Below are 23165 nucleotides of genomic sequence, written 5' to 3' on the forward strand. Positions count from 1 at the left end.
GAGCGGCGGCTATTTTTCCCGCGGATTGTCAGCTGCCAGATCTCCGGGTCTCATCCGGAGGTAACGGCGGATTAGACGGCGGTGTAACCTAATCCGCGCGCAGACGTTTAGGGCATAACCGGCGGTGGCGGAGTCGGAGCGGGTGGAGGTGCGGTCGGTTTCGCAGAGGGCGCCGCCGTCGCAGGCGAGGCAGGCGCAGCTGCACTCGCTGCGGGCACGAGTACCGCCGGCGCGACCAGCGATGCTTTGTATGCTGCAATTAGCTCATCGATGATCTCGATGCACAAGTTTTCGTCATGCCCATCGCCCATGTACGCTCCGCGTTGAGCCATGCCCGCAACTCGGAAGCGGTCATCGGTGAACGGGCCTCCGCTGTTGCCGGGCCGGATGCTGCCTGCGCCGGTGATCGTGAAACTGTTCATCCCTGCGTGTGGCGATGTTCTGTTCAGGACCGTTTGACTGTTGACGTCCGCCAAGTTCCACTGTTTCCACGCCGGGTAGCCGATGAGAAATCCTTTCGCACCGGGTTCGATGGGGTTGTCCATCGCAGAGAAATATCGGTGCTGTGGTGGGTCTTCGAAGGCGAGCAGGGCAAAATCCATCTGTTCGTTCCGGTAAAGAATCTTTGCGTCCCATGACTTCTTCGTTCCCGGCTGAATCAGTTTCAAGGCCTTGTCGGAGAGGAACGGGCTTTCGTAGTCGATCTGCGCAAGGAACTTCCCCTCTTCGCCGTTCTGCCATTCAAGTACGTGATTGCAGGTGACGAGCAGGTTCAGTTCGCGGTAGACGAAAGCGGTTCCCTGACTGATCGGGACCTCGGTTCCGACTCCCGGTTCATCATAATCACCCATCCACTCCACGACGAAGCAGGCGTCCCGTGCCGTCTCTTTGTCACGCACGACGGGTTCGACCGGCAGTTTGGGGGCCGTGAACGTGCCAGTAGCGGCGGTGATCAGTACCGCGCTGTTGTAGCGTTCGGCAAGCCGGGTATAGATCAAGTCATCCTTGCCGCGCACCATGCGCAAGTAGAGCAACTTCCCCCACAAGACGTTCTTTAGGTCGGGCACCTGACCGCGCCGGGTTTGACGCTTCCACGGCTTCTTTTCGTAGGCGCCGCTTCTTGCGGCCGTCACTCGCTCGTTCCACACTTTGTTCGCCGCTGCGTAGCCATGGCTCTCCCAAGCGATCAACGCACCGCGAATCCGATCAATGAAGACACGCGGGACGTTGGGGAACTGGTTTATCGTCAGCCCTGTTACCTCCATTCGTCGGTTCCGGTCGCAAAGACGCGTTTTCGCAGAGTTGATCTTGAAGTGATGCTGATTGACGATAATGTCGTGCAGTTCTGTTCCGATCACTGTGTCTCCGTCGCTATCGACGGAGCAGATCGCGGCCGGCAGTTTGATCGTCTTACGGGTGCGAAACGAAAACGTGATGTCGTCGGCGTACCGGGAATATCGCGCGAGGCAACGGCGGGCGAGCTCAGTCAGGTCGCGGTCCAGCGTCCGGCATACGAGGTTGGACAGAAAGGGTGAGGTCGGAGCCCCTTGCGGCAGCGTCTTGTCGAGCGTGCAGATGTGCGCGATGACGGTCGCAACTTCGTGTGAGAACTTGAACGGGTGGTGCAAAAGCACCCCGCGGACGCGGTAGAAGGTGATGCTTGGGAAGAAGTCTTCAAGGTCGATGTTGAAGATGTGGTGATTCTTCGGGGAGCAATGCACCTGTGCGTTGGTAAGGATGCTGCGCTTGGCGACGAACCCATGCACCGCGGGCTTCAATGGCGTGGAGCGCTTTTGAAGGAAATCCAGCACCTTCAACTGTATGACTTTAAGCCGCTTGCGCGGCTCGAAGATCGTGCGGTCCGAGCCGTCCCGCTTTTTGATAGTGAAACTCTTATATGGCGGGCGTGGGTATATGATCGCCTTCAGGCTGTCGTACGGCATGCCAAGCACGTCTCGTGAGAATGAGGCTGGCTCACTCCGGACCAGTGCCTCGACAATCTGGTCTAAGCTCAGCAAGATCGCCATAGCAGCCCGTTGCGCGTGTTGAAGTTGGGGGATGCCGCCCCCGTCCGTCTTTCTCCTGTATCTGTGGATCGCGCAATATTGCTAAGCGACGATCGGCGAACCGCGCGGGGTTACCTCGTGGGAAGCCTACGTTAACGTGGGCCCGGTTAAGCTCCGGAGGGGGCGACGAGCGATTGTAAGGGCTGGCGCAATCGAGATGCAACTTTCCAAGCGGCGCTTTTCTTACATAGCAAGGATGTGATTAGGGGCCCGAACTAGGGATAGGAAAAACTCATAGTATCAAAGGAATGGCACGAACGGCACGCCGAGCAGCATGATGGTCGCCCAAACCTAAATGCTCACTTTGGGCGGACGGCATCTTTCGGCTTCACGTCCAGCTCACGCCCTCCGACGCTTGCGGGCCTAGCCGGCTCACTGGAAACATCCTTCCGGTTGCCATCATCCGCCGCGCTACCGCTGGCCGCCGAAGATCGACCTACATCGCTAGTCGCATCTGGAACCGCCCGCGCCGGTATCTCAGGCGAGGGTTCAACCGTTTTGACGGTTGCTGCACCTCTACCCCACCAACCAAAAATTACGATGGCTGTTAGTACTGCAACCCCAACGCCCCCTCCCCACGCCACCTTGAAGAAAGTGCGCTCCGCTCGATTGGCGGGCTTACTGACCATGCTCTCGTATTCAGATCGCGGCAGAAAACGGTACAGCCGCGGCTGCCAATCCCTCCTCAACTGGCGTTGGAGCTGTATAAAACCGTAGCCAGAATAGATAACCACCCCGACGTACGCAGCCACAACGGCCATTACCGCTACAATCAACTCATAGCTTGCTGCGGTGCTAACGCGGGCGGCAATAAGGCCAAGGCTGATCGCCAACGCGCCGGCGACCGCGGTTACCAGCTGTCTCGTCGCGTCGGTAACCTTGGCGGTTTCCTCCGTCACGGCCTTTCGCAGATCGGCCAACATCTTCAGCGTATCGCGCCCAAGATCTGAGAGTGATACTTGATAGGCAACCTTCGCTCCATCAAGTGAAGATGAAATATTGCTAATGAAACACTGGAAATCATCACCATTGCCGCCAGCGGAACGAGCAATGTCATTTGCCAGCAAACCGTGGCGCAGTTCTGCCTCGCGCTCGTTCTCAAAAACCCAGCTCGCGGCACGCTGAAGGTTATTAAAGTGATCAACGCCGATATCATCGGCCAAGCTAGCGCGTTCAGCGGGCACGCTGATAGAAAGCTTAGGAGGCCCCTTGAACTTCAACTTCTTATCTATCGGATCGATCTCGTCAGCCAGCGAGTTGAGGAGAGCAAGTGAAGATGCCCTCATCCAGACTTTGGAAGCCGGATCCTCAAATGAGGAACTTACCTCCTCTCGGAGAAGCCATGGGCGAACATCCTCTGGCGCCAATCGTTCTGCGCCGAACTCACGGACCAAAGAGCGAGGGCTCTTAGTATTGGCTGAAGGTTGATATGGTTCTACTTCACCCCACGATTGGAGCACCCTCGCATGGGTGACTATCCGCTGTGTCAGTCTCGCCACTTGCCAATTGACAGCGGTGTGACCAACTCTGAGCCACTCAGCAAGACCAGTATTGGTCAATAATACAAGCGCATCGCCACCAAAAGATGGCTTTCGGAGCCGTAGCCGATACGGCCCGAAATCCTGAAGTAGCTCATTATCCCGCCACTCCGTCCCTGCGCTGTCATACAGATCGAAGCTCCAACCCAGCTCATTGCATATTTCAATAATGTTCTTAGCTGCGTTAGTCGCCAAGCCCGACACCGAGATGTCATTCTCAGACTCTCTAATGAAGGCTTCATCGGTGCTCAATCGATCGAGCAGCTCAGCGAGCAGGATCACGGACAAGCTTGTCCTCCGTTACGCAGGCGGTTTCGATCGTAAACCTCTCCGCACCGGCAGCCAGTCTCTCACGCCGAACGGTAATCCCTTCTGCATCATCCGGATAAGTCAGTGTTACCCCTTCCGTTGTGCGAACTTTACGAAGAGGCGCTCGCCGTAGCACCTGTCTGTCCGGTCTGAACTCTAGCCCTTCAAGCTTGGCCACACGAATCCTACGTCGAGTGGTTGACTGTATCGTACTCCTGACCTCTTCATCCTCAGGGTTGCCAGCAGCTGCCAGTACCGCGTCCGTTATCGCTGCCTCATTTATCTCCTGGCGGTCACGAAGAATTCCCTGCGCTCGCCGAAATGCACTAGGGACGTCCTGCTCAGGAAGCAGTTCCTTACAGGCAGTCAGCGTCGTTCGCAGGACTTCGATAGTCTTCTTGTTCAAATCTTCATCGCTGAGCGTTCTGGAAACGTCGAGAAAGGTGGCAAAGTAGTCACCGATCTCCGGAGAGGACTTCATCCGATCTCGGGCGGAGATGGGCAACTCTGCGACGCCGCCAACCACACGCACGATGGTTGACTTCTGAATCGCCTTTTTATCGGCGATGAACGCCGTGACTATTCGTCGCAACAGGCCACCTTCATCCACCGCGGCTTGCTCGATCGCCTCGCGGTAATCATACTTCACGAAACTGTATATCTTTGTCACTGGGTCATGTGTGGACAGCTCAAAGATAAACAACGCACCGTCACGGCTACTGCCCACGTGCAAACGCGAAAACTCCCGCGATAGCGCCTGAGCTCCTTCCTCGAAGCTCACTGCACCAGTTGCAATCAGTTCAATCTGCCCCTTTGTATTAGAGGTTTCCTTGAAGCTGTAGACCGGAGATACGTCCGTATCACGAATTCGATCAATGAAGAATTCTTCATGCTCGACTGCGCGCGCCGGTTGCGGTGAGAAGGCGCCATCACCTACCACGTGAAGAATCATGCTGGTGATATGAAGTGAGCCGACCTCTTCGTCCGTAAAGAAACCCAAGTCCATTCCCCCGTTATTGGTGTGGCGAGGACTGATACATCCTCATTATGTTCTCCACCCTCGCTTGCAAGCCGAGAGCGCCGTCGCCAGCTTCCCTATGGTGAACTCCGACCGCAAGCGGCAGCGGGGGTGAATATTATACCGGCGTGATGCGACACTGCTCGGCAGCGTTTGGAGCCGAGGAGGAGTGAATCGCGCAGGCTTCACCACCTGCTTTAGAGCCTCTGCCAGAACTGTCATGGCGAAACCTGAGTTGATGGCGTCAGGTCCAATGGCTTTGGCGTTGAAGGAGTGCAGCTATGGCCGTGGAGCTTTTGCCGGACGCGCTGTGGGCGGAGATCGAGCCGTTGTTGCCCGAACACGATCCGTCGCCGTCGATCGACGGCGGCCGGCCGCGGATACCCGACCGAGTGGCGCTCAAAGGCATCATCTTCGTGCTGACCTACAGTATTCCGTGGAACAAGCTGCCCAAGGACTTGGGGTTTGGCAGCGGCCGGACGTGCCTGCGTCGCCTGCAGGAATGGCAGGAGGCCGGAGTCTGGGCGGCGTTACACCAGAAGCTGCTGGCCCATCTGAATCAGGCCGATCAGATCGACTGGTCAAGGGCCGCCGTGGACGCCGGGAGCGTCCCTTCCCCCCCTGGGCGGCGAAGACACGGGCCCAAACCCAACCGACCGCGGCAAGCTCGGCACCAAGCATCACTTGCTGGTCGACCGTAACGGCCTGCCGCTGGCCGTGGCGCTCTCGGCGGCCAACACCCACGACAGCCAAGTCTTCATTCCGCTGCTCGACGGCGCGAGAGCGATCGCCGGAAAGCGCGGCCGGCCCCGCTGGCGACCTCACAAGCTTCACGCTGACAAGGGCTACGACTTCCGCTTCTGTCGTGACTACCTGCGCCGCCAGGGCATCCTTCATCGCATCGCCCGGCGCGGCATCGAGTCCAAGGAGCGCCTCGGCCGACACCGCTGGGTGGTCGAGCGAACGATCTCCTGGCTTCATCGATTCCGACGCCTTCGGATCCGGTACGACAAGCGCTCCGCCATTCACTTGGCTTTTCTCCTGCTCGCTTGTTCGATCATCGCGTGGCGCTTTGTACAACGGTTTTGTCACTGACTCTTAAAGCCCGAACGGCGCTTGTGGGCCGATGCAGTGAATTCGAGCATTCCGATACCGGCCGCTGGCACGGTATGAGCCTTGGGCGGCAGGTGTCGAAAATACTGCGGCCGCTGAAACGTGGGCGCTGGCCGGCAGCTTCGGCCGAGGAGGCGTCTCCGACCAATCGTCTCCAACGGCCGCTGTACTTCATCACCTGCCCTTTGGTCAGACGCTGCACGAAGGCCTGCAGGCGCAGGCTCTAATGTGTTGCGTCCCCCGGGTGAATCCGCCTCAGCACTGCCGCCGCTCAATCTGCGCGGGCTGGCCGGCAACTGAGGCCCACTTCCGGTCCTGGGCCGGAACGGACATTGACAATCCGATCCATGGACGTCCGCGGCGATCAAAATGGTGACCGGACGTAGAGCAAGAAACCGACTTCTGGACTCGCTCGAGATAGCTCCGGTGCCGCCGCATTCCGTCGCCTCGCCGCAGGGGGTGAAGAGGAAGATCTCTCGTTTCCGGTCCCGGGCGAGGCGTTGTTCCGGCCTGTCAGGCACTTCCCCGCCGACACGCGAAAAACCGGGGAGTCCCCGGCTGCTCCGTGTGCTGCGCAATGGATCCCGCTTACTGCACGCGCACCTCGACGCGACGCGCCTCGGCGGCGTCACCACCACCCGACGTGACGGCCGGACGGCGCAGCAGCACGCGCTCGGCAGGCACGCCGGCAGCCAGAAGCGCCTCGCGCACCGACAGCCCGCGGTTCTTCGCCACCTCGGCGTTCACCGCGGCGCCACCGGTCTCGTCGTGAAAGCCGGACAGCAGCGCCTTCTTCTCCGGCGCCGCCTCCAGTGCGGCGATGACGGTCGCCAAGTCGGCCGACGCGTTCGCGGGCAGCGCCGTTTCGCCGACACCAAAGTAGAACTTCACCAGCGGCTCGCCGACTTCCGCAACTTCAACGAATCCGCCTGCCGTCGTGGCCAACGCCGGTTCCGCATCGGCCGCACGCAGCGTCCAGGCTCCAAGTCCGATGACCAGCGCGATCACAAGCGCTATGACGCCGAAGAGTACACCGATGACGACGTTGAGTTCGCCGTCTTCCTGATCGAACATGTCCTAAGCTCCAGTCATGGGTTGTCCCGTGCAGCCGGGGTCGGGCGAGAGTTTAGCCCAATCCCGTGCGGTCACCGTTATTCATGGCGAATTCCGAATGTGGAGATCGGCAGCTTCGTTCGCAGGCCGTAGGCATCGCCACTTGCCAGCTTCAGCCGCAGCGTGGTGACGGAAGGAGAACCGGGCGGACTTCGGGCTGCACGGCGATCGTTGGGGCGGTGCCACACCTATGGTAGTGGCCATTGGCCTTTATGACGCCGCAAACCCGTAGAGCACGTTTCTTCGTTCGATTTCATCATGGGCAAGGGCTATCGGATTTGACGGACGCGTTCGTCTCGGATCGGCCCACTTTTGCCTCATCCCCCAAGCGGAATCGCCCCCCGGCTCAGGCCTGTCGGCAGCAGCACACTTTCTTACCGGGCACGCACCATCCATTCCTGCACCACGCCGCGCTCACCCACCCGCTCATAGCCGCGCCACAGTTGCACGCCATGGCGGGCGCTGATCAGCACCGGCTCGTAGAGTTCCACGGGCGCGTAGCCGCTCGTCCACGGACTCTTGAGGCGAAGCCGGCGCGCGCCGTTGGCTACATCCAGGACGAACTCTCCCGAGTGCTCGGTCTGACTCGCCGCCTCGTCGCGCGCCAAACGCACGCCATCGCGGCGCATCACGCGCACGTCGAACACGCCCGCCCCGCGTCGTCGCCACTTGCTTCGCCGTTGCGCTCAACCGGCGGTGAACCCGCCGCTGGGCCCGCGAGGAAGAGCGCTTGATCGCACTCCGGACACACCCGGCAGACCGCCTGACCGCACTGCGCATGCTCGAACGAGCTGATCGGAACCGAGGTATGGCAATAGGGGCAAACGGCGTGCGGGGCGTTACGAGGATCAGTGTTCATCATGGCGGGGCTCCTATGAACTGTATTTTCGTAGGGGGTATCCACTTAGCTCCACCGACCCCGGAGTGCTGTATATTTATATATATGATAGCTCCGGTTGCAGGGATGGACTACCCCCGAACGTGGAACGAGTTCTTGGACTGGTTCCCGACGGAGGAGGCCTGCATGGCCTTTGTCGAGCGGCTTCGCTGGCCGCACGGTTTCACCTGTCCGGCGTGTGGGGTGGTCGAGCCGCCGTAACGCGCCAGTCGGGGACGCTTGATGTGCCGCAGTTGCCGGCATCAGACGTCGGTCACGACCGGCACGATCTTCGAGAAGACGCGCACGCCGTTGCGCGTATGGTTGGCGGGGGCTTGGTATGCAACCAACCAGAAGCTGGGCGTGAGTGCCCTCGGCTTGCAGCGGGTGCTTGGCCGAGGCAGTTACCAGACGGCGTGGACGATGCTGCGCCGCTTTCGCCGAGCCATGGTGCGCCCGGAGCGCGAAAAACTGCATGGGCTGGTCGAAGTCGATGAAACCTATTTGGCCCTCACCGACCGGCAGTTACCCCTTACGGCCGCGGGGCGCAAGAGCAAGACCACCAAGGTCCTGGTCGTCATGGCGGTGGAAATCCACCAGCCGAAGGGGTTCGGGCGAATTCGGCTGCGCCGGGTGAGCGACGATAGTGCTGCGAGCGTAATTCCGTTCGTTCAGGAAGCCGGCGACGCCGCGGCCGTCGTGCGTACCGACGGCTCGGCTGCCTATCTGGGATTGAAGTCGCTCGGATATGGGCACGAGCGCAAAGTCATGCTCGGCGCGGAGGATGCGGCCCATGTCGCAATGCCCGGCGTCCACCGGGTCGCGTCGTTGGTGAAGCGGTGGATTCTCGGTACGCACCAAGGCTCAGTGCAGCCCGACCAGCTCGACTTCTACCTGGATGAATTCGTGTTCCGTTTCAACCGCCGCGCCTCGCGCTCACGCGGCATGCTGTTCTACCGGCTGATGGAGCAGGCTGTGCGGACTCCACCTGTAACGTACGCCGATGTTGCACGGAAACGGCGACCACCTCAGGCTTAATGGAGCTAAGTGGATACTCCTTATTTTCGTACAGTCTTTCTGCCTCTTCAAGAGCCGATCGCCCACGTTCGAGAATTTGTCTCCTAACGAGCTGATCCTGCAACCGTCGAGTTCGGCGCACTCCACTACGAGAATGGAATGTTCTACGCGCGACCTCTTCTTTCGGCCGGGGCGAATGTCTACGGCCCGCTATGGAGGATCGCGGTCGCCTTGCAGCCTCTCGATTGGCCGATGATTGAGAGTGACTCGGCGCGCAGGAAGCGACGCGCGAGCACGTCGAGGCGCCGCAGGCGAGCTAAACGTCTTGACTGGGTCGGCTGCCGCGCCTATGAATATTCTGTCTGGTCGAAAGACTGCACGGCATCCGGTCAGCCCCTGTAACCGGAACGGCTTTCGGGCTCGGGGTCACTTCGTAGGTTCATGTTCAATCCCGTGGGGAGTTCCTCCCCCACGGAGAGACGGCTCTCCGCATTGTCCAAGGAGACGCCGATGTTGCCCTTCTACGCTTCGCCTACTTCGCTCGCGGATGCCGCCCTGCTCGAGCGTTTCTTCGGCCCCGAGGCCGAGGACGTCTGGGAAAGCTGCGGCGGCTCGTGGAGCCGGGTCGTCGAGTTCGCCCGCGAGCCCCGCACGCCAGCTTGGGACGCATTGTCCAGCGCGCTCGAAATTCTGCAGCGCAGTTTTGCCGAGCAGCTTGCCGCGGGGGACGTTCTCGACGCCCCCGATGTGGTCAAGCCGTTCCTTCGAACTTTCTTCGCGGGGCGACCCTACGAAGTTTTCGTGGCCCTCTATCTCAACGCCCGCAACCACCTCATCCTCGCCGAAGAGGCTTTTCGCGGCACGCTGACGCAAACGAGCGTCTATCCGCGCGAGATCGTGCGCCGGGCGCTCGAGCTTCGCGCGGCCGGCGTGATCTTTTCGCACCAGCATCCGTCCGGCGCCTGCGAGCCGTCGCTCGCGGACGAACTGCTCACGCGAACGCTCACTTCTGCGCTCGCGATGGTCGAGGTGCGGGTGCTCGACCACTTCGTCGTTGCCGGGCACTCGACGGTCTCGTTCGCCGAGCGGGGTCTTCTCTAGACGCGCACCGAAGCTCAGGTTTCCTCGCGCTTCGCGCGGCCACTGCACCTTGCACGTGGCCGCTTTTCTCAGGCGGCCGATGCCTGAGAAAAGCGGCTCCGCCGCCCAACAATCCTCCACGACCGTCACCGCACATCCCGTCACCACGCCTCCTTGCCAACGCGCAGCCGAGGCACTAGATTGAACACGCTGGCCGATCGGCATCCTGCCGCATCCACAGACGCGCGGATCCCTAGCTCCGTCTTCTAGCACGCTCTCGCTTCCTTTCCTTGCTCGTCGAGCGGCGCCCTGCGCTGCTCGAACATCGTCCCGAATCCTTACGCGTCGCCGGTCCATGAGCTGCTCATCGGACCGAAGGCCGGCGCCCGGACCCACGAACCTCAGCAAGGAGAAGGACATGAAGCACGATTACTCCGGCCTACGGGCAGCGCGCCGTATCGCCCACGGCAAGATCCGCCCCGCGACCGACCCTGGCAACGCCACCATGCCGGCCGATCGCGTGCGCATCGAAGACATCGCGCACGTACTGGCCACGACGTGGTGCTTCGCAGGCCAGACGAAGACTTTCTACTCGCTCGCGCAGCACGACTATCTCGCGAGCGTGATGGTCCCCGCTCAAGACGCCCTCCCCGCCCTGCTGCTCGATATCGAGGAAGCGCTCCGGCAGTTGCTGGCGAGCCGCGAGACGAACGGCCGTACCACCGCGGCGATTCGGGTGAAGTTCGGGGTCTCGGGCGCCCTGCCTTCCTCGGTCCGGGATGCCGATCTCATTCTTCGCGCCACCGAACAACGCGACCTCGAGCGACCGCGAGACAGCCTGTGCCCCGCCCTCTTCCAGGTTCGGCCGTTGTCGCTCAAGCTGCAGCCGCTTCCGCCGATCGTCGCGAAGCACCTTTTCATCGATCGCTACTACGAGCTGCGGCCCCAGGCTGATCCGAGGCGCCGCCACCCTGAGGAGGGCGTGACATGAGGCGCGACGACACCCCGGTCGGTTTCGGCGGCGCTCGACGGATCTACCGCTTCCACTTCGGGTGGTCGACCTCCGGTCGCGTCAACCACTTCAATCTGGCTGCACCGCCCCGACAAAAGCCCGGCTGCGCCAGCGAGGAGGTGATTCAACGTACGCCGGGCGGCAGCTTCCCGGGCAATGGAAGCGCCGAATTGAGAACTTCGGCTCAAGCCGGTCGCCACCGAACACGCCGCCGCGCCAACGCTGCTGGCAGGAGGGTCGGCGAATGAGTCGGCAACAAAGCGCTACCTCACATGGCGAACAAAACGCTGCCACTCGCCCCGACAAGTGGAAGAACCTGTCACATCGAGGCGTTGAAACGAGCTCCGCTGCTCCGGCGGGTCGGCGCGTACCTACTCACGCACGGAGGAGCGTTCCTGGAGCAGTTCCTGCCGCCGAGCGGGAAGACCGTCCTCGAGCACGCGACGGCGGCGAAATCGCTGCCGGCGCCGAAGGAGTGAATCGGATGAGCGCGCTCACCCCTGCCCACCTCGCCCTGATTCGCCTCATTGCACGGCAGGCTGTTCGGGACCATTTGACACCACAACGCAAGAAGCCGCGCGGCATGGAGCCAGAGCGTTCAAATCGTGCCGTTCAAAGCCGGCGGGCAACCCGATAAGCTATTTCAGATGCGAACCGCCGCTTACTGCCGATTCTCGTCCGACGCTCAGCGCGAGACCTCGATCCGCGACCAGCTCCGAAACATCGAGGTCTATTGCCAGCGCGTGGGTTGGCAGGCCCCGGTCCTCTACCAGGACCAGGCGGTCTCAGGTTCGCGCAGCGATCGTCCCGGGTACCAGGCGATGCTCGAGGCGGCCGAGCTCGGTGCCTTCGATGTGCTGCTGGTCGATGACCTCTCGCGCCTGTCGCGGGACCACATTGAGAGCGCGCAAGCAGTGCGCCGGCTCAAGTTCTCCGGGATCCGCATCATTGGCGTGTCGGACGGAACGGACACCAGTCGCGACGGCTACAAGCTCGAGACGGGCCTTCGCGGGTTGATGAGCGAGTGGTACCTCGACGATCTGGCGAAGAAGACGCACCGCGGCCTCATGGGCCAGGCGCTGGAGGGCTACAGCGCGGGAGGTCTGCCCTATGGGTACCGAAGCGAGTTTGACGGCAATGGCCACCGCCGTCTCATCGAAGAGGAGCAGGCGCGCTGGGTCCACTTCGTCTTCGAGCGCTATGCCGCGGGCGCGAGTCCACGACAGATCGCCGACGAGCTCAACCGTCGGGGCGTTGCGAGCCCCCGTGGCGGCACCTGGGCGCACTCTGCGCTCTACCCCGACAGCAAGGGCGTGGGCATGCTCGGCAATCCCATCTACAACGGCCGCCAAGTGTGGAACCGCACCGCCTGGATCAAGGATCCGGCAACCGGCCGGCGCCGGCGCACGCTGCGCCCGATGTCCGAGTGGGTGATTATCGACTCGCCCGAACTCAAGATCGTCGACGACGAGCTGTGGAGAGCATGCGAGGCGCGCGCCCGGGCGGTGAAGCGTAACACCGCGGCAAAACGGAAAGCCGGCAAGGGCTCTGGCGGACGTGCGCCGAAATACCTTTTCTCCGGGCTCCTGAAGTGCGGTGAGTGTGGTGGAGCGTTCGTGATCCAGGGGCGCACGGACTACGGCTGCGCGACGCACAAGAACCGCGGTCCGTCGGTGTGTGAGAACCGGTTGAAGGTGCGGCGCGCGACCATCGAAAAGGTACTGCTGGCCGGCATCAAAGACTCGCTTCTTTCGGACGAGGCCTACCGGGCCTTCGAAACGGAGGCATGTGCGCTGTTGAAGCAGGCCAAGCCTGACCCGGGCGTCGCAAAGCGGAAGCTTGCGCACGCGCACAAGGAGCTCGACAACCTGATGGCGGCGATCCGCGCTGGCATCATCACCCCCACCACCAAGGCGGCACTGATGGAGGCCGAGCGCCAGGCCGCCGATGCGCAGGCCGAGCTTACCGCGATCGAGCGCTTCGAGCCGACGCAGATCCTACCCAGGGCCCGCGAGATCTACCGCGACCTGGTGGCCAGACTGGAAGCGGTCGAGGACATCACCAGCGCACGCGAGGCGATCCGCAAGATCGTGGGCGGCGAAGTCCGCCTTATTCCGGAAAACGGTGCGCTGACTGCCGAACTGGCGGAGCCGGTTTTTTTTTGCTTGGTGAAATAACGATCAAATCCTGCCCCCGCAACCAATAAAGTACAGAAAACCCAATCACTTCACGGTGGCTGGGTTTTTTGCTTTTGGGGTGCGCCGAGCGCGGCGCCCGCACTTGCTCGCTGCTCAACGTGCTGCTGGTTGCCGTCACCCTCCCTTTCGCAAGAACGCTGGCAAGGAAAGGTCCTTCGAATGGCTGATGCAGGCATGTTCATGATCTGCCAATTCGCGTCATCGACACTACGTCAGCTCGATGGCGTAACCGGCTCGCCAGGAAACTTTCGCGTCGCGCGCTTCCCGCATCTCGCGGGCCTCTGACAGGAAACTGCCCAGCTCAGCGGCGCGCCGTACGACGGAGCAGCAGGTCGCCGAACACCGTGCATTCACCGTCCTTGCGCGCAGGGCCGGGCGAATCGTAGAGGACGATCCATCCCGGCGCGGGCAGGCCGAGCTCACGCGGCACCGCGCAAATGGCCTCGGCCCGGTTGACGCCCCGTCCGTGCGGCAGCGACAGTCGCTGCGGCACGGCCGCTTCGAAATGCACCGGCTCGCGGTTCTCGGCCAGCACGGAACGGGCGTTTGCCCACCTGAACACGCGAATGTCGCCGTCGAGCACCATTGTCGGCCCGGCGAGGAGGTGCAGATCGTCTCCGGAAAAGTGCAGGTCGCGGATGCCGAGGCCCTCGAGTTGCAGGAAATGCTTGCGGATGAGCGTGTCGCCGTCGTCGAGCGGAGCCAGCCGCAAGTCTTCGCCGTGCGCTTCGACGGCGATCTCGAGCAAACCGGCCCAGCCTCGCAGCACGGGGCCTCGCAGCCCCAGCAACAGCCGCTTCCCATCCACTGCCAGCCCTTCGATGTCGAAGCCGTTATCCTTGCCGGAGATGGCCAGGTACGGTCCGAAATGAGGGTCATCGTCGAGCAGCGCTGTGAGCTCGTTCGAGCGGGCGTCACCGGCGAGCTTCTGCGCGCGACGCCCGTCCCTGGCCTCGCGCACGAGACATGGCACGCCGTCCCGATCTGGCTCGATCGGAAGGCGCGCGAGCACTCTTCTGTTCGCGTCGAGCGTCACCTTCGCGAGCCGCTTCGCGTTGTCGGCATGCGATCGGCTGACTTTCGGGTTCTTGCGCTTCAGCCCGTGCGAGCCGACTACCCAGAGGTAGCCGTCGACGACTGCCATCCCTTCCAGGTCGGCCTCTTCATCGGGCTCGCCGGGCAGGTCCAGCAGGTCGGCAAGGGAAACGTTGTGAGGATCGCCGTACCGGAGCGCTTCGGCACCGACCGGATCGAGACGCCGCAGACGATCGATGGCGCAGGCTTCATCGCCTGCGACCCACAACCAGTCTCCCGAAAAAGCGGCCCCCGAGAGGTTGGTGTGGACGAGCGAGCCCGGCGAGAATTCCAGACGTACCGCGTTGCCGATGCGTGAATTGGGCATGAGTTTCACCTCAGCAGGATTCAACCGTACGGCGCCGCAAGTGGTACTTTTGCAGCGTTTGCGTTTCCCCAGGAGAGTGGCGCATATGTCAGCAACTACGCAAGCCGTCCCCGCGCGCGTCGATTCCCGGATGCCGACCCTGTTCATTCCCCATGGTGCCGGCCCCTGCTTCTTCATGGACTGGAACCCGCCCACGGCATGGGACGCGATGGCGGGCTTCCTCAAGAGCGTGGCCGGCACCCTGCCGCAACGCCCGCAAGCCGTGCTCCTCGTTTCAGCGCACTGGCTGGAGCCCGTGTTCAGCGTCACCAGCGGCGCACGGCCGGAGCTGATCTACGACTACCACGGTTTCCCGCCGCACACGTACGAACTGCGCTATGACGCTCGTGGCGACCCCCGCCTCGCGGAGCGGATCACCACGCTGCTCGGCGAGGCGCAGCTCGCGGCGAAAACGGACGCCCACCGCGGCTTCGATCACGGCATGTTCATTCCGTTGAAGCTGATGTTCCCGACTGCCGATATTCCGGTGGTGCAACTGTCGCTACGCCGGGGTCTCGACCCGCTGGCGCACCTGCAGGCAGGTCGGGCGCTCGCGGCGCTGCGTGACGAAGGGGTGTTGATCGTCGGCAGCGGCATGAGTTTTCACAACATGCGCGGCTACGGCGACCCCCGTTTCGGGCCCGTGTCCGACGAGTTCGATCGCTGGCTTACCGGGGCAGTCGAGGCGCCGCCGCAGTCTCGCCATCAGGCGCTGGTCGACTGGGCGCAGGCACCTTCGGCCCGTCTTTCGCACCCGCTGCAGGCCGAAGAGCATCTGCTGCCGCTGATGGTGGTCGCCGGTGCCGCCGGCGAGGACGGTGGTCAGCGCGTCTTCTCGGATCACGTGCTCGAAACCACGCTTTCCGGTTTCCGGTTCGGCTGAAGCGACGACACGACTGCTGCCCGCGGGAATCGCTTCGCGGCCCGGTTCAGGAGTGCGCGACGTGCGCACTCCGTTCTTGTGCAGGAGGAAACCACCTGAGCAATTTTTCCAGACGTTGCGGATCCTGCTGAAGATCGCTCAGGCTGTATTTCCCGAGCACTGCCAGGAACGCTTCCTGCGCCTCGTCCATGATGCCAACCAGCCGGCATGACGGGAGGATTCGGCAGGTCGGCTCGTGGCAGTTTATCGGCGTCAGCGTCTCCTCGACGGCCTCGACCACGGTGCGCAAGTTGATTTTCGTCGCCGGACGATTCAGGCGAATGCCGCCGCCTTTTCCCCTCAGGGCTTCGATGTAGCCCAGCCTGGCCAAGTGGTTCACGATCTTGACCAGATGATTGCGGGGAATGTCGAAATGCTCCGACACGATGGAGATCGTTACCAGTTCGGCGGGTTTTTGCAGTCCGAGAAAAATCAGCGTACGGAACGCATAATCAGTGTATCGGGTCAGTTGCATCGCGGGCTCTTCGCATGTCCCGGCACTTCTGCCCTCCTCCCGCTGGCAGACCCAAACGGGACGGACCGGGCAATCGGCCGTACACGACAGATTAGCACGTGGCCATCGATAGGTGTATCTGGCATGCAGCTTATGAGGAAGCGAGCGGCCCTTTCGAGCCGCCCGCATTCTGTTTCTGCTCGTCACCGAAGGCGACGCAGCGATCGTCGATAGCGCTAACGGGCCTCAGAGCAGTGCCGGCAACTGTTGCAGCAGCGCCATGCCGTTGCCGAGATGCTTGCCGGTCACGACGTATCCCACCAGTTCGCCCTCGTCATTGACCGCCTTGCCCGTCAGGCCGGTTTCATCGGCATCCACCGTCCATTGAAGGCCGTCGGCGACCGTCACGCCGCCGACCTGGATCGGCATCGCGGGCGTTTTCACCATCGTCGGCATCGCCGGCAGGCGCAACCCGGTGCGCTCGCCAGCGAGCGTTTTCGCCAGCGCCTGGGCCGCCAGCGACAGCGGATGCATGAACGGCAGCACCCGTCCTTCGATCTCGGCGCAGTCGCCCAGCGCATAGATATGCGCGCTGCTGCTCTGCAACTGCGGATCGACCCGGATTCCCCGATTGACCTGGAGGCCGGCTGCCTCCGCGAGTTCAGTGCGCGGCCGCACGCCCGCCGCCGACACCACCGTATCCACTTCAAACGTTTCCCCGTCCGAAAGCCGCACGGTGGCCCCTCCGGCGCTCGAGTCGATCGACACGATGTTTTGGCCCAGATGCAGCCGGCACCCTTTCTGCACCAGCCTGGCTTCCAGTTCCTGGCTGACGAACTCGGGCAACACCTTGGCAAGCGTACGGGGGGCGATGTCGGTCAGCCACACCTGCTGCCCGCCTTCGGCCAGATCGAGCGCAACCTCGGTGCCGGTCAGGCCCGCTCCGATCACCAGCACCCGCTTTCCCTGCGAGAGCTGGTGCAGATACGTTTCGTAGTCCGCGAGATTGTTCAGCGTGATCACCCGATCGACAGCGTTTCCTTCGAGCGGAGGGATCCACGGAGTTGCACCGAGCGCGAGGACGAGATCCCTGTAAGGCTGGATTTCGCCCGCGAAACTGATCGTCTTCGCTTCGGCGTCGATCGAATCCACCCGCGTATGCGTCTTGATCGTGACGTTGAACTCGCGGGCGAGCTCTTCTGGTGAACGCTGCACCAGATCCGATGGCCCGAGCTTGCGGCTGAAGCCATGGACCAGTTGGGGCTTCGGATAGTCCGCGCCAGCGTCCGCGGTGATCACCAGCACCGGAGTGTCCTGATCCTGTGCGCGGAAAGCCCGGACCAGTTGGTAAGTGGCGCTGCCGCCGCCGATGATCACGACCGGCGCGGGCTGCAGTCCGTCCCCCCGGGAAGCGTCCGCCGCGCCGTCCCGACGCGGATGCAGGGGCTCGAACTCGGTTTTGCCGAGGAGGCATTCGGGGCACAGGAACGTTTCCGGCACCTCGGACCATGGCGTGCCGGCATGGACGCCCTGCCCCGATTCTCCCTTGGCCGGGTCATAAACCCAGCCGCAGGTCCGGCACCTCATCGAACCGCCGTCAGCCTCCGCGACGTTCGGGGTCGCAGTCGCTGCTGCAACGGGCTTTGCGGCCGGGCGGACCGGTTGTCGGGCGAACGCTGACGCAGGAGCGCTATCCCCGGCCTCGACAGGGACGTAATCGCCACGCCATTGCTGCGCAACGCGCCGGCCGAACGCGAGGCATTCGTCGAGCGCGCCGTCGGTGGGCTTCCAGACCGCTTCGATCCCGCCGCTGACCTTGAAGCCCGCCTCCTCCAGCCGCTGAGCGATCCGGTCCACGGCGCCGCCGGCCCAGCCGTGGCTGCCGAACGAGGCCGCGTGCTTGCCGCGGAAACGCAGGCCGCGCATTTCTTCGAGCAGCGCCGCGACATGGGGCAGCATGCCGTTGTTGACGGTCGGAGAGCCGACCAGAATGCCTTTCGACTTGAACACCTGCGTCAGCACGTCGTTCTTGTCCGAGATGGCGAGGTTGAACATCTTCACTTCCACCGACGGGTCGGCCGAACGAATCCCTTTCGTGATCGCCTCCGCCATCTGCCGGGTGCCGTTCCACATCGTGTCGTAGATCAGCGTGATCTGGTTTTCCTGGTAATCGTCGGCCCACGCCAGGTACTGCTCGACGATCTGCGCCGGATTGTCGCGCCAGATGACTCCGTGGGCCGTGCAGATCATTTCCAGCGGCAGCTTGAACGACAGCACTTCGTGGATTTTCGCGGCAACACGCGCACTGAACGGCGTCAGGATGTTCGCATAATACTTGAGGCACTCGGCGCGCAGTTCCTCCTGGTCCACGAGGTCGTTGAACATCTGCTCGCTGGCGTAATGCTGGCCGAAGGCGTCATTGCTGAACAGCACTGCATCCCCGGCGAGGTACGTCATCATGCTGTCCGGCCAGTGCAGCATCGGGGCCTCGACGAATACGAACTGCTTGCCATTGCCCAGATCCAGCGTATCCCCGGTCTTGACGACTTTGAAATTCCAGTCCTTGTGAAAATGTCCTTTCAGGGACTTGACGCCGTTTTCTGTGCAGTAGATCGGCGTGTCGGGAATCCTCGCCAGCAATGCCGGCAATGCGCCGCTGTGGTCGATTTCGGCGTGGTTCGCGATGATGTAGTCGATCTTGTGAAGATCGATTTCCTTTTCCAGATTGTCGATGAACTCCTGTGCGTACGGGCTCCACACGGTATCGATCAACGCGACCTTTTCCTCACGCACGAGATAGCTGTTATAGCTCGAACCCTTGTGCGTCGAGTATTCGGCACCATGGAATTCCCGCAGCTCCCAATCCTGTTTTCCGACCCACGTGATATTACTTTTCACAGCAAACGACATCGCACGCTCCTGATTATATAAAGGTGCCAGCCCCTGAAACACAGGGTGCTACCCATGAATTTTTAATAAATAAGCTATATGCTTCTTTATCGTATCAACTTGCATTTAACGGCATGAAACAGAAACATGAGTATGCCCCCGTTATTCTGCCCATACACCGCTTAAAGCACCGATTTCACGCTACAACAAGCTACGACTGAAATCTTGCAGCCCTGCCGAAAGCAAGGATTGCAGGCTATCAGAAGATATATATTCCTTGCAACTTCAAATTGAATTAATTTCTGCCCTCTTTCCCCATAGCCGAAATCTGCAAGGATTTAAATTGACCCTCGTCAATTTCGGCCATGGCCCAGCCATCGTCATTATTTACACATCATCAATCCCCTTGCGGGATCATCGTTTTTTCCCCGTGAAGCCGAAAGGGGTATTTTCGCGCCTTCCCGCAACATGACTCCCCCGCCTGTTTATGGGCGAATTTCCATGATGCCATGACGGTTTAATCCTGATTTGCAAAAAATAATCTAAATCAAAGCTTGCAATCACGGCAGCTCTTATTCTGAATCACGACGCAACTGAATTGCGCCAACAATCATGTTAATTGTGACATTATCTTCGGAGCTAAAAATGCAGAAATATCTGAAAAATACAGGCGTCGCTCTTGTCGCCGCATTGGGCGCCTCCGTCGCCATCGCCGATTCTTCATCGGCACCGGTGCGCATCGGGGCCGAAGCGGCGTCGCACAATCACGTTGTGCACGCGACCGCCGGATTCCAGAACGAAGCGGTGGTGAATGGGTGGCGCCGTGTCGAAGGAGAAGCCGTCTGGGTGCTCGACATGAAGACGCCCGCGGGCCCGGAAGGAAAAACGCGCGCCCAGGTCCATCAGGAGCTGATCGCCTTTCAGAACGACCCGGAAGCGCTCCGGCGGCACGCCAGTTTCTATCAGTGGCCGTGACGTCGGGGAGCCGCGCTCCTCGTAAGCCAAACCGATAACGCCGCCGGATTTTGCCGGTTTCACGCGTGAAGACGGACAGGCGGCGCGGGCCGGAAATTCACCCCAGGCTTGACGGCACCTCTGTAGCGGCCATGCTGTACGGATCGACGCCTATGGAGTGCCGATCATGAAGTTCGCGCGACGCCACACTGAACGTCACCGCACCGATCGCCTCGGCTGGATGCGTGCTGCCGTGCTCGGCGCCAACGACGGCATCGTTTCGACGGCCAGCCTCGTGGTCGGCGTCGCGGCTGCCGGGTCAGGTCAGGGGGCTGCCCTCGTGGCCGGTGTCGCCGGACTGGTGGCGGGAGCGATGTCGATGGCCGCAGGCGAATATGTATCGGTGCATTCGCAGGCCGATGCGGAAAATGCCGACCTGTCGCGCGAGCGCACCGAACTCGAGCGGCAGCCCATCGCCGAACACCGCGAGCTGGCCGCGATTTATATCGCGCGCGGCCTCGAACCGGGTCTCGCACACCAGGTTGCCGACCAGCTGATGGCACACGACGCGCTCGGCGCCCACGCGCGCGACGAACTCGGAATTTCCGCAACGCTGAGCGCACGGCCGGTCCAGGCCGCGCTGTCGTCGGCCGCGAGCTTCGCGGTCGGAGCAGCGCTGCCGCTCGCGGTGACGGCGCTGGCCCCTGCGCAGGGCCTGATCGCGTGGGTTTCGGGGACGTCGCTCGCGTTCCTCGCCCTGCTCGGCGCCGTTGCCGCCCGCGTCGGCGGCGCCTCCGTGCCGACAGGGGCCTGGCGCGTCACGTTCTGGGGCGCGCTCGCGATGGCCGTCACTGCCGGCGTCGGGGCGCTGTTCGGGGCGGTTGCTTGAGGCGGTGACGAACGACCGTTGTCAGGTTCCCGGCGTCTTCGGCGGCATCGCGAGCGCCGCCAGCCAGTCGCGCAGCAGCCCGGTCACCTGTTCGGGCTGCTCGAGCGGCACGAGATGCCCGCATTCCTCGATGACGTGAAGCCGCGCCCCGGAAATCCCCGCAGCCAGTTCACGGTGCACGTCCGGCGGCGTGATGACGTCATCCTGGCCGCACAGGACGAGCGTCGGGCATTCGATGTCGGCGAGCGTGGGCCGGCTGTCCGCGCGGCTGATGATCGCGCGCTGCTGGCGTACGAACACTTCGTACCCGAGCCCGGTCGCCATCGACTGGAACACGCCGCCCACCTCGGGGGTGTTCGCATGGTCCGGGTGCGCCATGCGCGCCAGCAGTTTTTCGATGACTGCCGGAAAATCGGTGGCACCGAGTTCGATGAGCTCCTCGCGCGCCGCCGTGCCGTCGGGAGTGTCGGGGCGCGCGCTCGTGCTGAGCAGCGCCAGGGCACGTACACGGTGCGGTGCCCGGCGCAGGATCTCGAAGGCGACATACCCGCCCATCGACATCCCGGCGAGCACGAACGGACCATCCGGCGCTTGCGCCAGCGCATCGTCCGCAAGACCGCTCATCGAATCCGAACCGGTCAGGTCGGCGATCGTGATGCCGGCCACGTCCGCCAGCCCCTCTGCCTGGTGCTCGAACAGGCTCGCCCCGTTCAGCAGTCCCGGCAACAAAAGCAGGTTCATCTTTTCCATGTCGATTCCTCTCTCGATCTGTCACCAGGACGGCAGTGCGCCCCCGAAACCCTGAATCCAGTCTAGTCCCCCCGGCCGGCCGAGTCGAACCGCCGCAAGGTGCGGGATTTGCGCGCCCCGGCCCCGTCACAGCTGCGACTTCAGCGGCAGCACGAATTTCTCGATCAGCTTGTCCTTCATCGGCCGCTGTTGCCACATTTCATAGGTGTAGCGCTGCGCCTGCGCGAGGTCGGACTCGAAGACCGCGATCATTTTCTCGGCGAACGGCCGGTCGTAGAGATTGAGGCTCGCCTCATCGTTGAGGCGGAACGAACGGATGTCGAAATTGGTGGATCCGACCGACACCACCTCGCGGTCGATCACCAGCAGCTTCGTGTGCAGCATCGTCGGCTGGTATTCGTGGATCTCGATGTCGGCCTGCAGCAGCGGCCCCCATCCGGCTTTCGACGCGAACCGCACTGCGTCCGAATCGATGTACGGGCCGGGCAGCAGCACGCGGACGCGCACCCCGCGTTCCCGGGCGGCGATCAACGCCTTGACGATCAGCTCGTCCGGCACGAAGTACGATGCGGCGAGGTCGATCGAATGTTTCGCGGCGCTCACTGCCATCATGTACATCAGGTGCATGCTCTCGCTGCCGCCCGACGGCGACGCGAGGAAGAGATGCGCGGCCACGTCTCCGACCGGCGACAGCTCCGGGAAATAGGCCGGACCGCTGAGCACTTCGCCGGTCGTCTTGATCCAGTTGTCGTTGAACGCCGCCTGCATCTGCGCGACGGCCGGGCCCTCGATGCGGTAATGGGAATCGCGCCAATGTTCGGGATCCTGCGCGTGTCCGAGCCATTGGTCCGCGACCCCGACGCCGCCGGTGAAGCCGATGCGTCCGTCGACAACCAGCAACTTGCGGTGCGTACGGTTGTTGAGCCGGTCGAGCGAGTACCAGTGCAACGGCCGGTAGCGATGGACCCGCACCCCGGCCTGCTCCATCTTCCGCAGCAGGCGCTCGTCCATCTTGATGCTGCCCGCCCAGTCGATCGTGACATGGACCGGAATCCCGGCCTGCGCGCGCTCGGCCAGCGCATCGGAGAATTCCCTGCCGATTTCGCCGGACCAGTAGATGTACGTCTCGAACGTGATCGAAGTGCGAGCGCCACGAATGGCCTGCAACATCGCCGGGAATATCTCATCACCGTTCTGCAGTGCAGTGACGCGATTGCCCGCGATGATCGGCGGCCCGAGCAGCACCGACATCTCGCGCCGGAACTGCGGCGCGGCGACGGGGAAGCGGTGCGCGAGCACCTGTTCCAGCTTCTTTTCCGGCGTGGAGAAGTTCATCCCCACCAACGCCACGACTCCGGTGCCCACCGCCGTGATCGCGGCGGTCCAGAGCATGCGTTTGGACATCCATTTTCGTGGCATCGAAAGGCCCTTTCGGCGAGATGCAGACAGTCCGACGCGGCAGGCTCGCGTTCTGCCGGTCACGTGGGAAATTGAAACACAGAAGCGCATGAGGAGGTGAGGCCTG

At 62.4% G+C, this 23165-nt stretch carries 18 protein-coding genes and 1 pseudogene; 9 read left to right on the forward strand and 10 right to left on the reverse strand.

Features of this window, described 5'->3' with window-relative positions:
• Positions 1 to 107: 107 nt before the first annotated feature.
• From EBN1_RS01355 to EBN1_RS01365, 3 genes are all read right to left on the reverse strand, one after another.
• Positions 108 to 1943 carry a reverse transcriptase domain-containing protein gene (locus EBN1_RS01355; protein ID WP_197531844.1) on the reverse strand — a complete coding sequence of 612 codons (1836 nt, stop codon included), beginning with the start codon at positions 1941 to 1943 and terminating at the stop codon, positions 108 to 110.
• A gap of 422 nt (positions 1944 to 2365) precedes the next feature.
• Positions 2366 to 3892: a hypothetical protein gene (locus EBN1_RS01360; RefSeq protein WP_011236118.1), complete on the reverse strand. Its 1527-nt coding sequence runs from the start codon at positions 3890 to 3892 to the stop codon at positions 2366 to 2368.
• Positions 3870 to 4913: a hypothetical protein gene (locus EBN1_RS01365; protein WP_011236119.1), complete on the reverse strand. Its 1044-nt coding sequence runs from the start codon at positions 4911 to 4913 to the stop codon at positions 3870 to 3872. The genes EBN1_RS01360 and EBN1_RS01365 overlap by 23 nt, the downstream gene beginning before the upstream one ends.
• A gap of 299 nt (positions 4914 to 5212) precedes the next feature.
• Here EBN1_RS01365 and EBN1_RS01370 point away from each other — a divergent pair.
• A protein-coding gene (locus EBN1_RS01370; RefSeq protein ID WP_076611219.1) for an IS5-like element ISAzo24 family transposase occupies positions 5213 to 6026 on the forward strand; the annotation gives its coding sequence in 2 pieces (ribosomal slippage) (positions 5213 to 5548 and positions 5550 to 6026; 813 coding nt in all).
• Between the two features lie 606 nt (positions 6027 to 6632).
• Here EBN1_RS01370 and EBN1_RS01375 read toward each other — a convergent pair.
• Together EBN1_RS01375 and EBN1_RS01380 are read right to left on the reverse strand one after the other, a co-directional pair.
• Entirely contained in the window at positions 6633 to 7118 is a 486-nt protein-coding gene (locus EBN1_RS01375) for an OmpA family protein (protein ID WP_011236124.1), read from the reverse strand.
• Positions 7119 to 7531: 413 nt separating this feature from the next.
• Positions 7532 to 7804: a hypothetical protein gene (locus tag EBN1_RS01380; protein WP_041645484.1), complete on the reverse strand. Its 273-nt coding sequence runs from the start codon at positions 7802 to 7804 to the stop codon at positions 7532 to 7534.
• A 296-nt stretch (positions 7805 to 8100) separates the two neighbouring features.
• On the opposite strand from EBN1_RS01380, the pseudogene EBN1_RS01385 reads away from it, so the two are divergent.
• From EBN1_RS01385 to EBN1_RS01405, 5 genes and pseudogenes are all read left to right on the forward strand, one after another.
• A pseudogene (locus EBN1_RS01385) lies at positions 8101 to 9072 on the forward strand (IS1595-like element ISAzo7 family transposase).
• Between the two features lie 489 nt (positions 9073 to 9561).
• Positions 9562 to 10152: a JAB domain-containing protein gene (locus EBN1_RS01390; protein ID WP_011236127.1), complete on the forward strand. Its 591-nt coding sequence runs from the start codon at positions 9562 to 9564 to the stop codon at positions 10150 to 10152.
• Between the two features lie 397 nt (positions 10153 to 10549).
• A complete protein-coding gene (locus EBN1_RS01395) occupies positions 10550 to 11122 on the forward strand; it encodes a hypothetical protein (protein ID WP_011236128.1) in 573 nt (190 codons plus the stop codon).
• The gene (locus tag EBN1_RS01400) at positions 11119 to 11391 is read left to right on the forward strand and encodes a hypothetical protein (protein WP_157866559.1); all 273 of its coding nucleotides are present in this window, start codon (positions 11119 to 11121) and stop codon (positions 11389 to 11391) included. The genes EBN1_RS01395 and EBN1_RS01400 overlap by 4 nt, the downstream gene beginning before the upstream one ends.
• Before the next feature lie 357 nt (positions 11392 to 11748).
• Positions 11749 to 13320, forward strand: coding sequence for a recombinase family protein (locus tag EBN1_RS01405; protein ID WP_197531845.1), 1572 nt, complete (start codon positions 11749 to 11751; stop codon positions 13318 to 13320).
• 322 nt (positions 13321 to 13642) lie between these two features.
• Here EBN1_RS01405 and EBN1_RS01410 read toward each other — a convergent pair whose 3' ends face one another.
• Complete coding sequence (locus EBN1_RS01410) at positions 13643 to 14743, reverse strand: DUF3616 domain-containing protein (RefSeq protein WP_011236131.1); 1101 nt, start codon at positions 14741 to 14743, stop codon at positions 13643 to 13645.
• Positions 14744 to 14828: 85 nt separating this feature from the next.
• Here EBN1_RS01410 and EBN1_RS01415 point away from each other — a divergent pair, with 85 nt between their 5' ends.
• Entirely contained in the window at positions 14829 to 15665 is an 837-nt protein-coding gene (locus EBN1_RS01415) for a DODA-type extradiol aromatic ring-opening family dioxygenase (RefSeq protein WP_011236132.1), read from the forward strand.
• A gap of 46 nt (positions 15666 to 15711) precedes the next feature.
• Here the strand turns inward: EBN1_RS01415 and EBN1_RS01420 are convergent, their stop codons facing one another.
• Together EBN1_RS01420 and norV are read right to left on the reverse strand one after the other, a co-directional pair.
• A complete protein-coding gene (locus tag EBN1_RS01420; protein ID WP_041645489.1) occupies positions 15712 to 16179 on the reverse strand; it encodes an Rrf2 family transcriptional regulator in 468 nt (155 codons plus the stop codon).
• Between the two features lie 225 nt (positions 16180 to 16404).
• The gene (gene norV, locus EBN1_RS01425; RefSeq protein WP_011236134.1) at positions 16405 to 19068 is read right to left on the reverse strand and encodes an anaerobic nitric oxide reductase flavorubredoxin; all 2664 of its coding nucleotides are present in this window, start codon (positions 19066 to 19068) and stop codon (positions 16405 to 16407) included.
• A gap of 624 nt (positions 19069 to 19692) precedes the next feature.
• Here norV and EBN1_RS01430 point away from each other — a divergent pair.
• Positions 19693 to 20022 (forward strand): hypothetical protein, encoded by a 330-nt coding sequence (locus EBN1_RS01430; RefSeq protein ID WP_011236136.1) that lies wholly within the window; start codon positions 19693 to 19695, stop codon positions 20020 to 20022.
• Positions 20023 to 20188: 166 nt separating this feature from the next.
• Positions 20189 to 20890, forward strand: coding sequence for a VIT1/CCC1 transporter family protein (locus EBN1_RS01435; RefSeq protein ID WP_011236137.1), 702 nt, complete (start codon positions 20189 to 20191; stop codon positions 20888 to 20890).
• Positions 20891 to 20911: 21 nt separating this feature from the next.
• On the opposite strand, the gene EBN1_RS01440 is transcribed toward EBN1_RS01435, so the two are convergent.
• Together EBN1_RS01440 and EBN1_RS01445 are read right to left on the reverse strand one after the other, a co-directional pair.
• Complete coding sequence (locus tag EBN1_RS01440) at positions 20912 to 21640, reverse strand: alpha/beta fold hydrolase (protein WP_011236138.1); 729 nt, start codon at positions 21638 to 21640, stop codon at positions 20912 to 20914.
• 126 nt (positions 21641 to 21766) lie between these two features.
• A complete protein-coding gene (locus EBN1_RS01445) occupies positions 21767 to 23044 on the reverse strand; it encodes a phospholipase D-like domain-containing protein (protein WP_197531846.1) in 1278 nt (425 codons plus the stop codon).
• Positions 23045 to 23165 lie beyond the last annotated feature (121 nt).

This window comes from Aromatoleum aromaticum EbN1 (genome assembly GCF_000025965.1).
Classification (GTDB): domain Bacteria; phylum Pseudomonadota; class Gammaproteobacteria; order Burkholderiales; family Rhodocyclaceae; genus Aromatoleum; species Aromatoleum aromaticum.

Excerpts from the sequence above, each read along its gene's own strand:
- EBN1_RS01395 (WP_011236128.1), top strand. The coding sequence starts at position 10,550 with ATGAAGCACGATTACTCCGGCCTACGGGCAGCGCGCCGTATCGCCCAC.
- EBN1_RS01410 (WP_011236131.1), bottom strand. The coding sequence starts at position 14,743 with ATGCCCAATTCACGCATCGGCAACGCGGTACGTCTGGAATTCTCGCCG.
- EBN1_RS01445 (WP_197531846.1), bottom strand. The coding sequence starts at position 23,044 with ATGTCCAAACGCATGCTCTGGACCGCCGCGATCACGGCGGTGGGCACC.
- EBN1_RS01440 (WP_011236138.1), bottom strand. The coding sequence starts at position 21,640 with ATGGAAAAGATGAACCTGCTTTTGTTGCCGGGACTGCTGAACGGGGCG.
- EBN1_RS01435 (WP_011236137.1), top strand. The coding sequence starts at position 20,189 with ATGAAGTTCGCGCGACGCCACACTGAACGTCACCGCACCGATCGCCTC.
- norV (WP_011236134.1), bottom strand. The coding sequence starts at position 19,068 with ATGTCGTTTGCTGTGAAAAGTAATATCACGTGGGTCGGAAAACAGGAT.
- EBN1_RS01400 (WP_157866559.1), top strand. The coding sequence starts at position 11,119 with ATGAGGCGCGACGACACCCCGGTCGGTTTCGGCGGCGCTCGACGGATC.
- EBN1_RS01390 (WP_011236127.1), top strand. The coding sequence starts at position 9,562 with ATGTTGCCCTTCTACGCTTCGCCTACTTCGCTCGCGGATGCCGCCCTG.
- EBN1_RS01430 (WP_011236136.1), top strand. The coding sequence starts at position 19,693 with ATGCAGAAATATCTGAAAAATACAGGCGTCGCTCTTGTCGCCGCATTG.
- EBN1_RS01375 (WP_011236124.1), bottom strand. The coding sequence starts at position 7,118 with ATGTTCGATCAGGAAGACGGCGAACTCAACGTCGTCATCGGTGTACTC.
- EBN1_RS01420 (WP_041645489.1), bottom strand. The coding sequence starts at position 16,179 with ATGCAACTGACCCGATACACTGATTATGCGTTCCGTACGCTGATTTTT.
- EBN1_RS01355 (WP_197531844.1), bottom strand. The coding sequence starts at position 1,943 with ATGCCGTACGACAGCCTGAAGGCGATCATATACCCACGCCCGCCATAT.
- EBN1_RS01415 (WP_011236132.1), top strand. The coding sequence starts at position 14,829 with ATGTCAGCAACTACGCAAGCCGTCCCCGCGCGCGTCGATTCCCGGATG.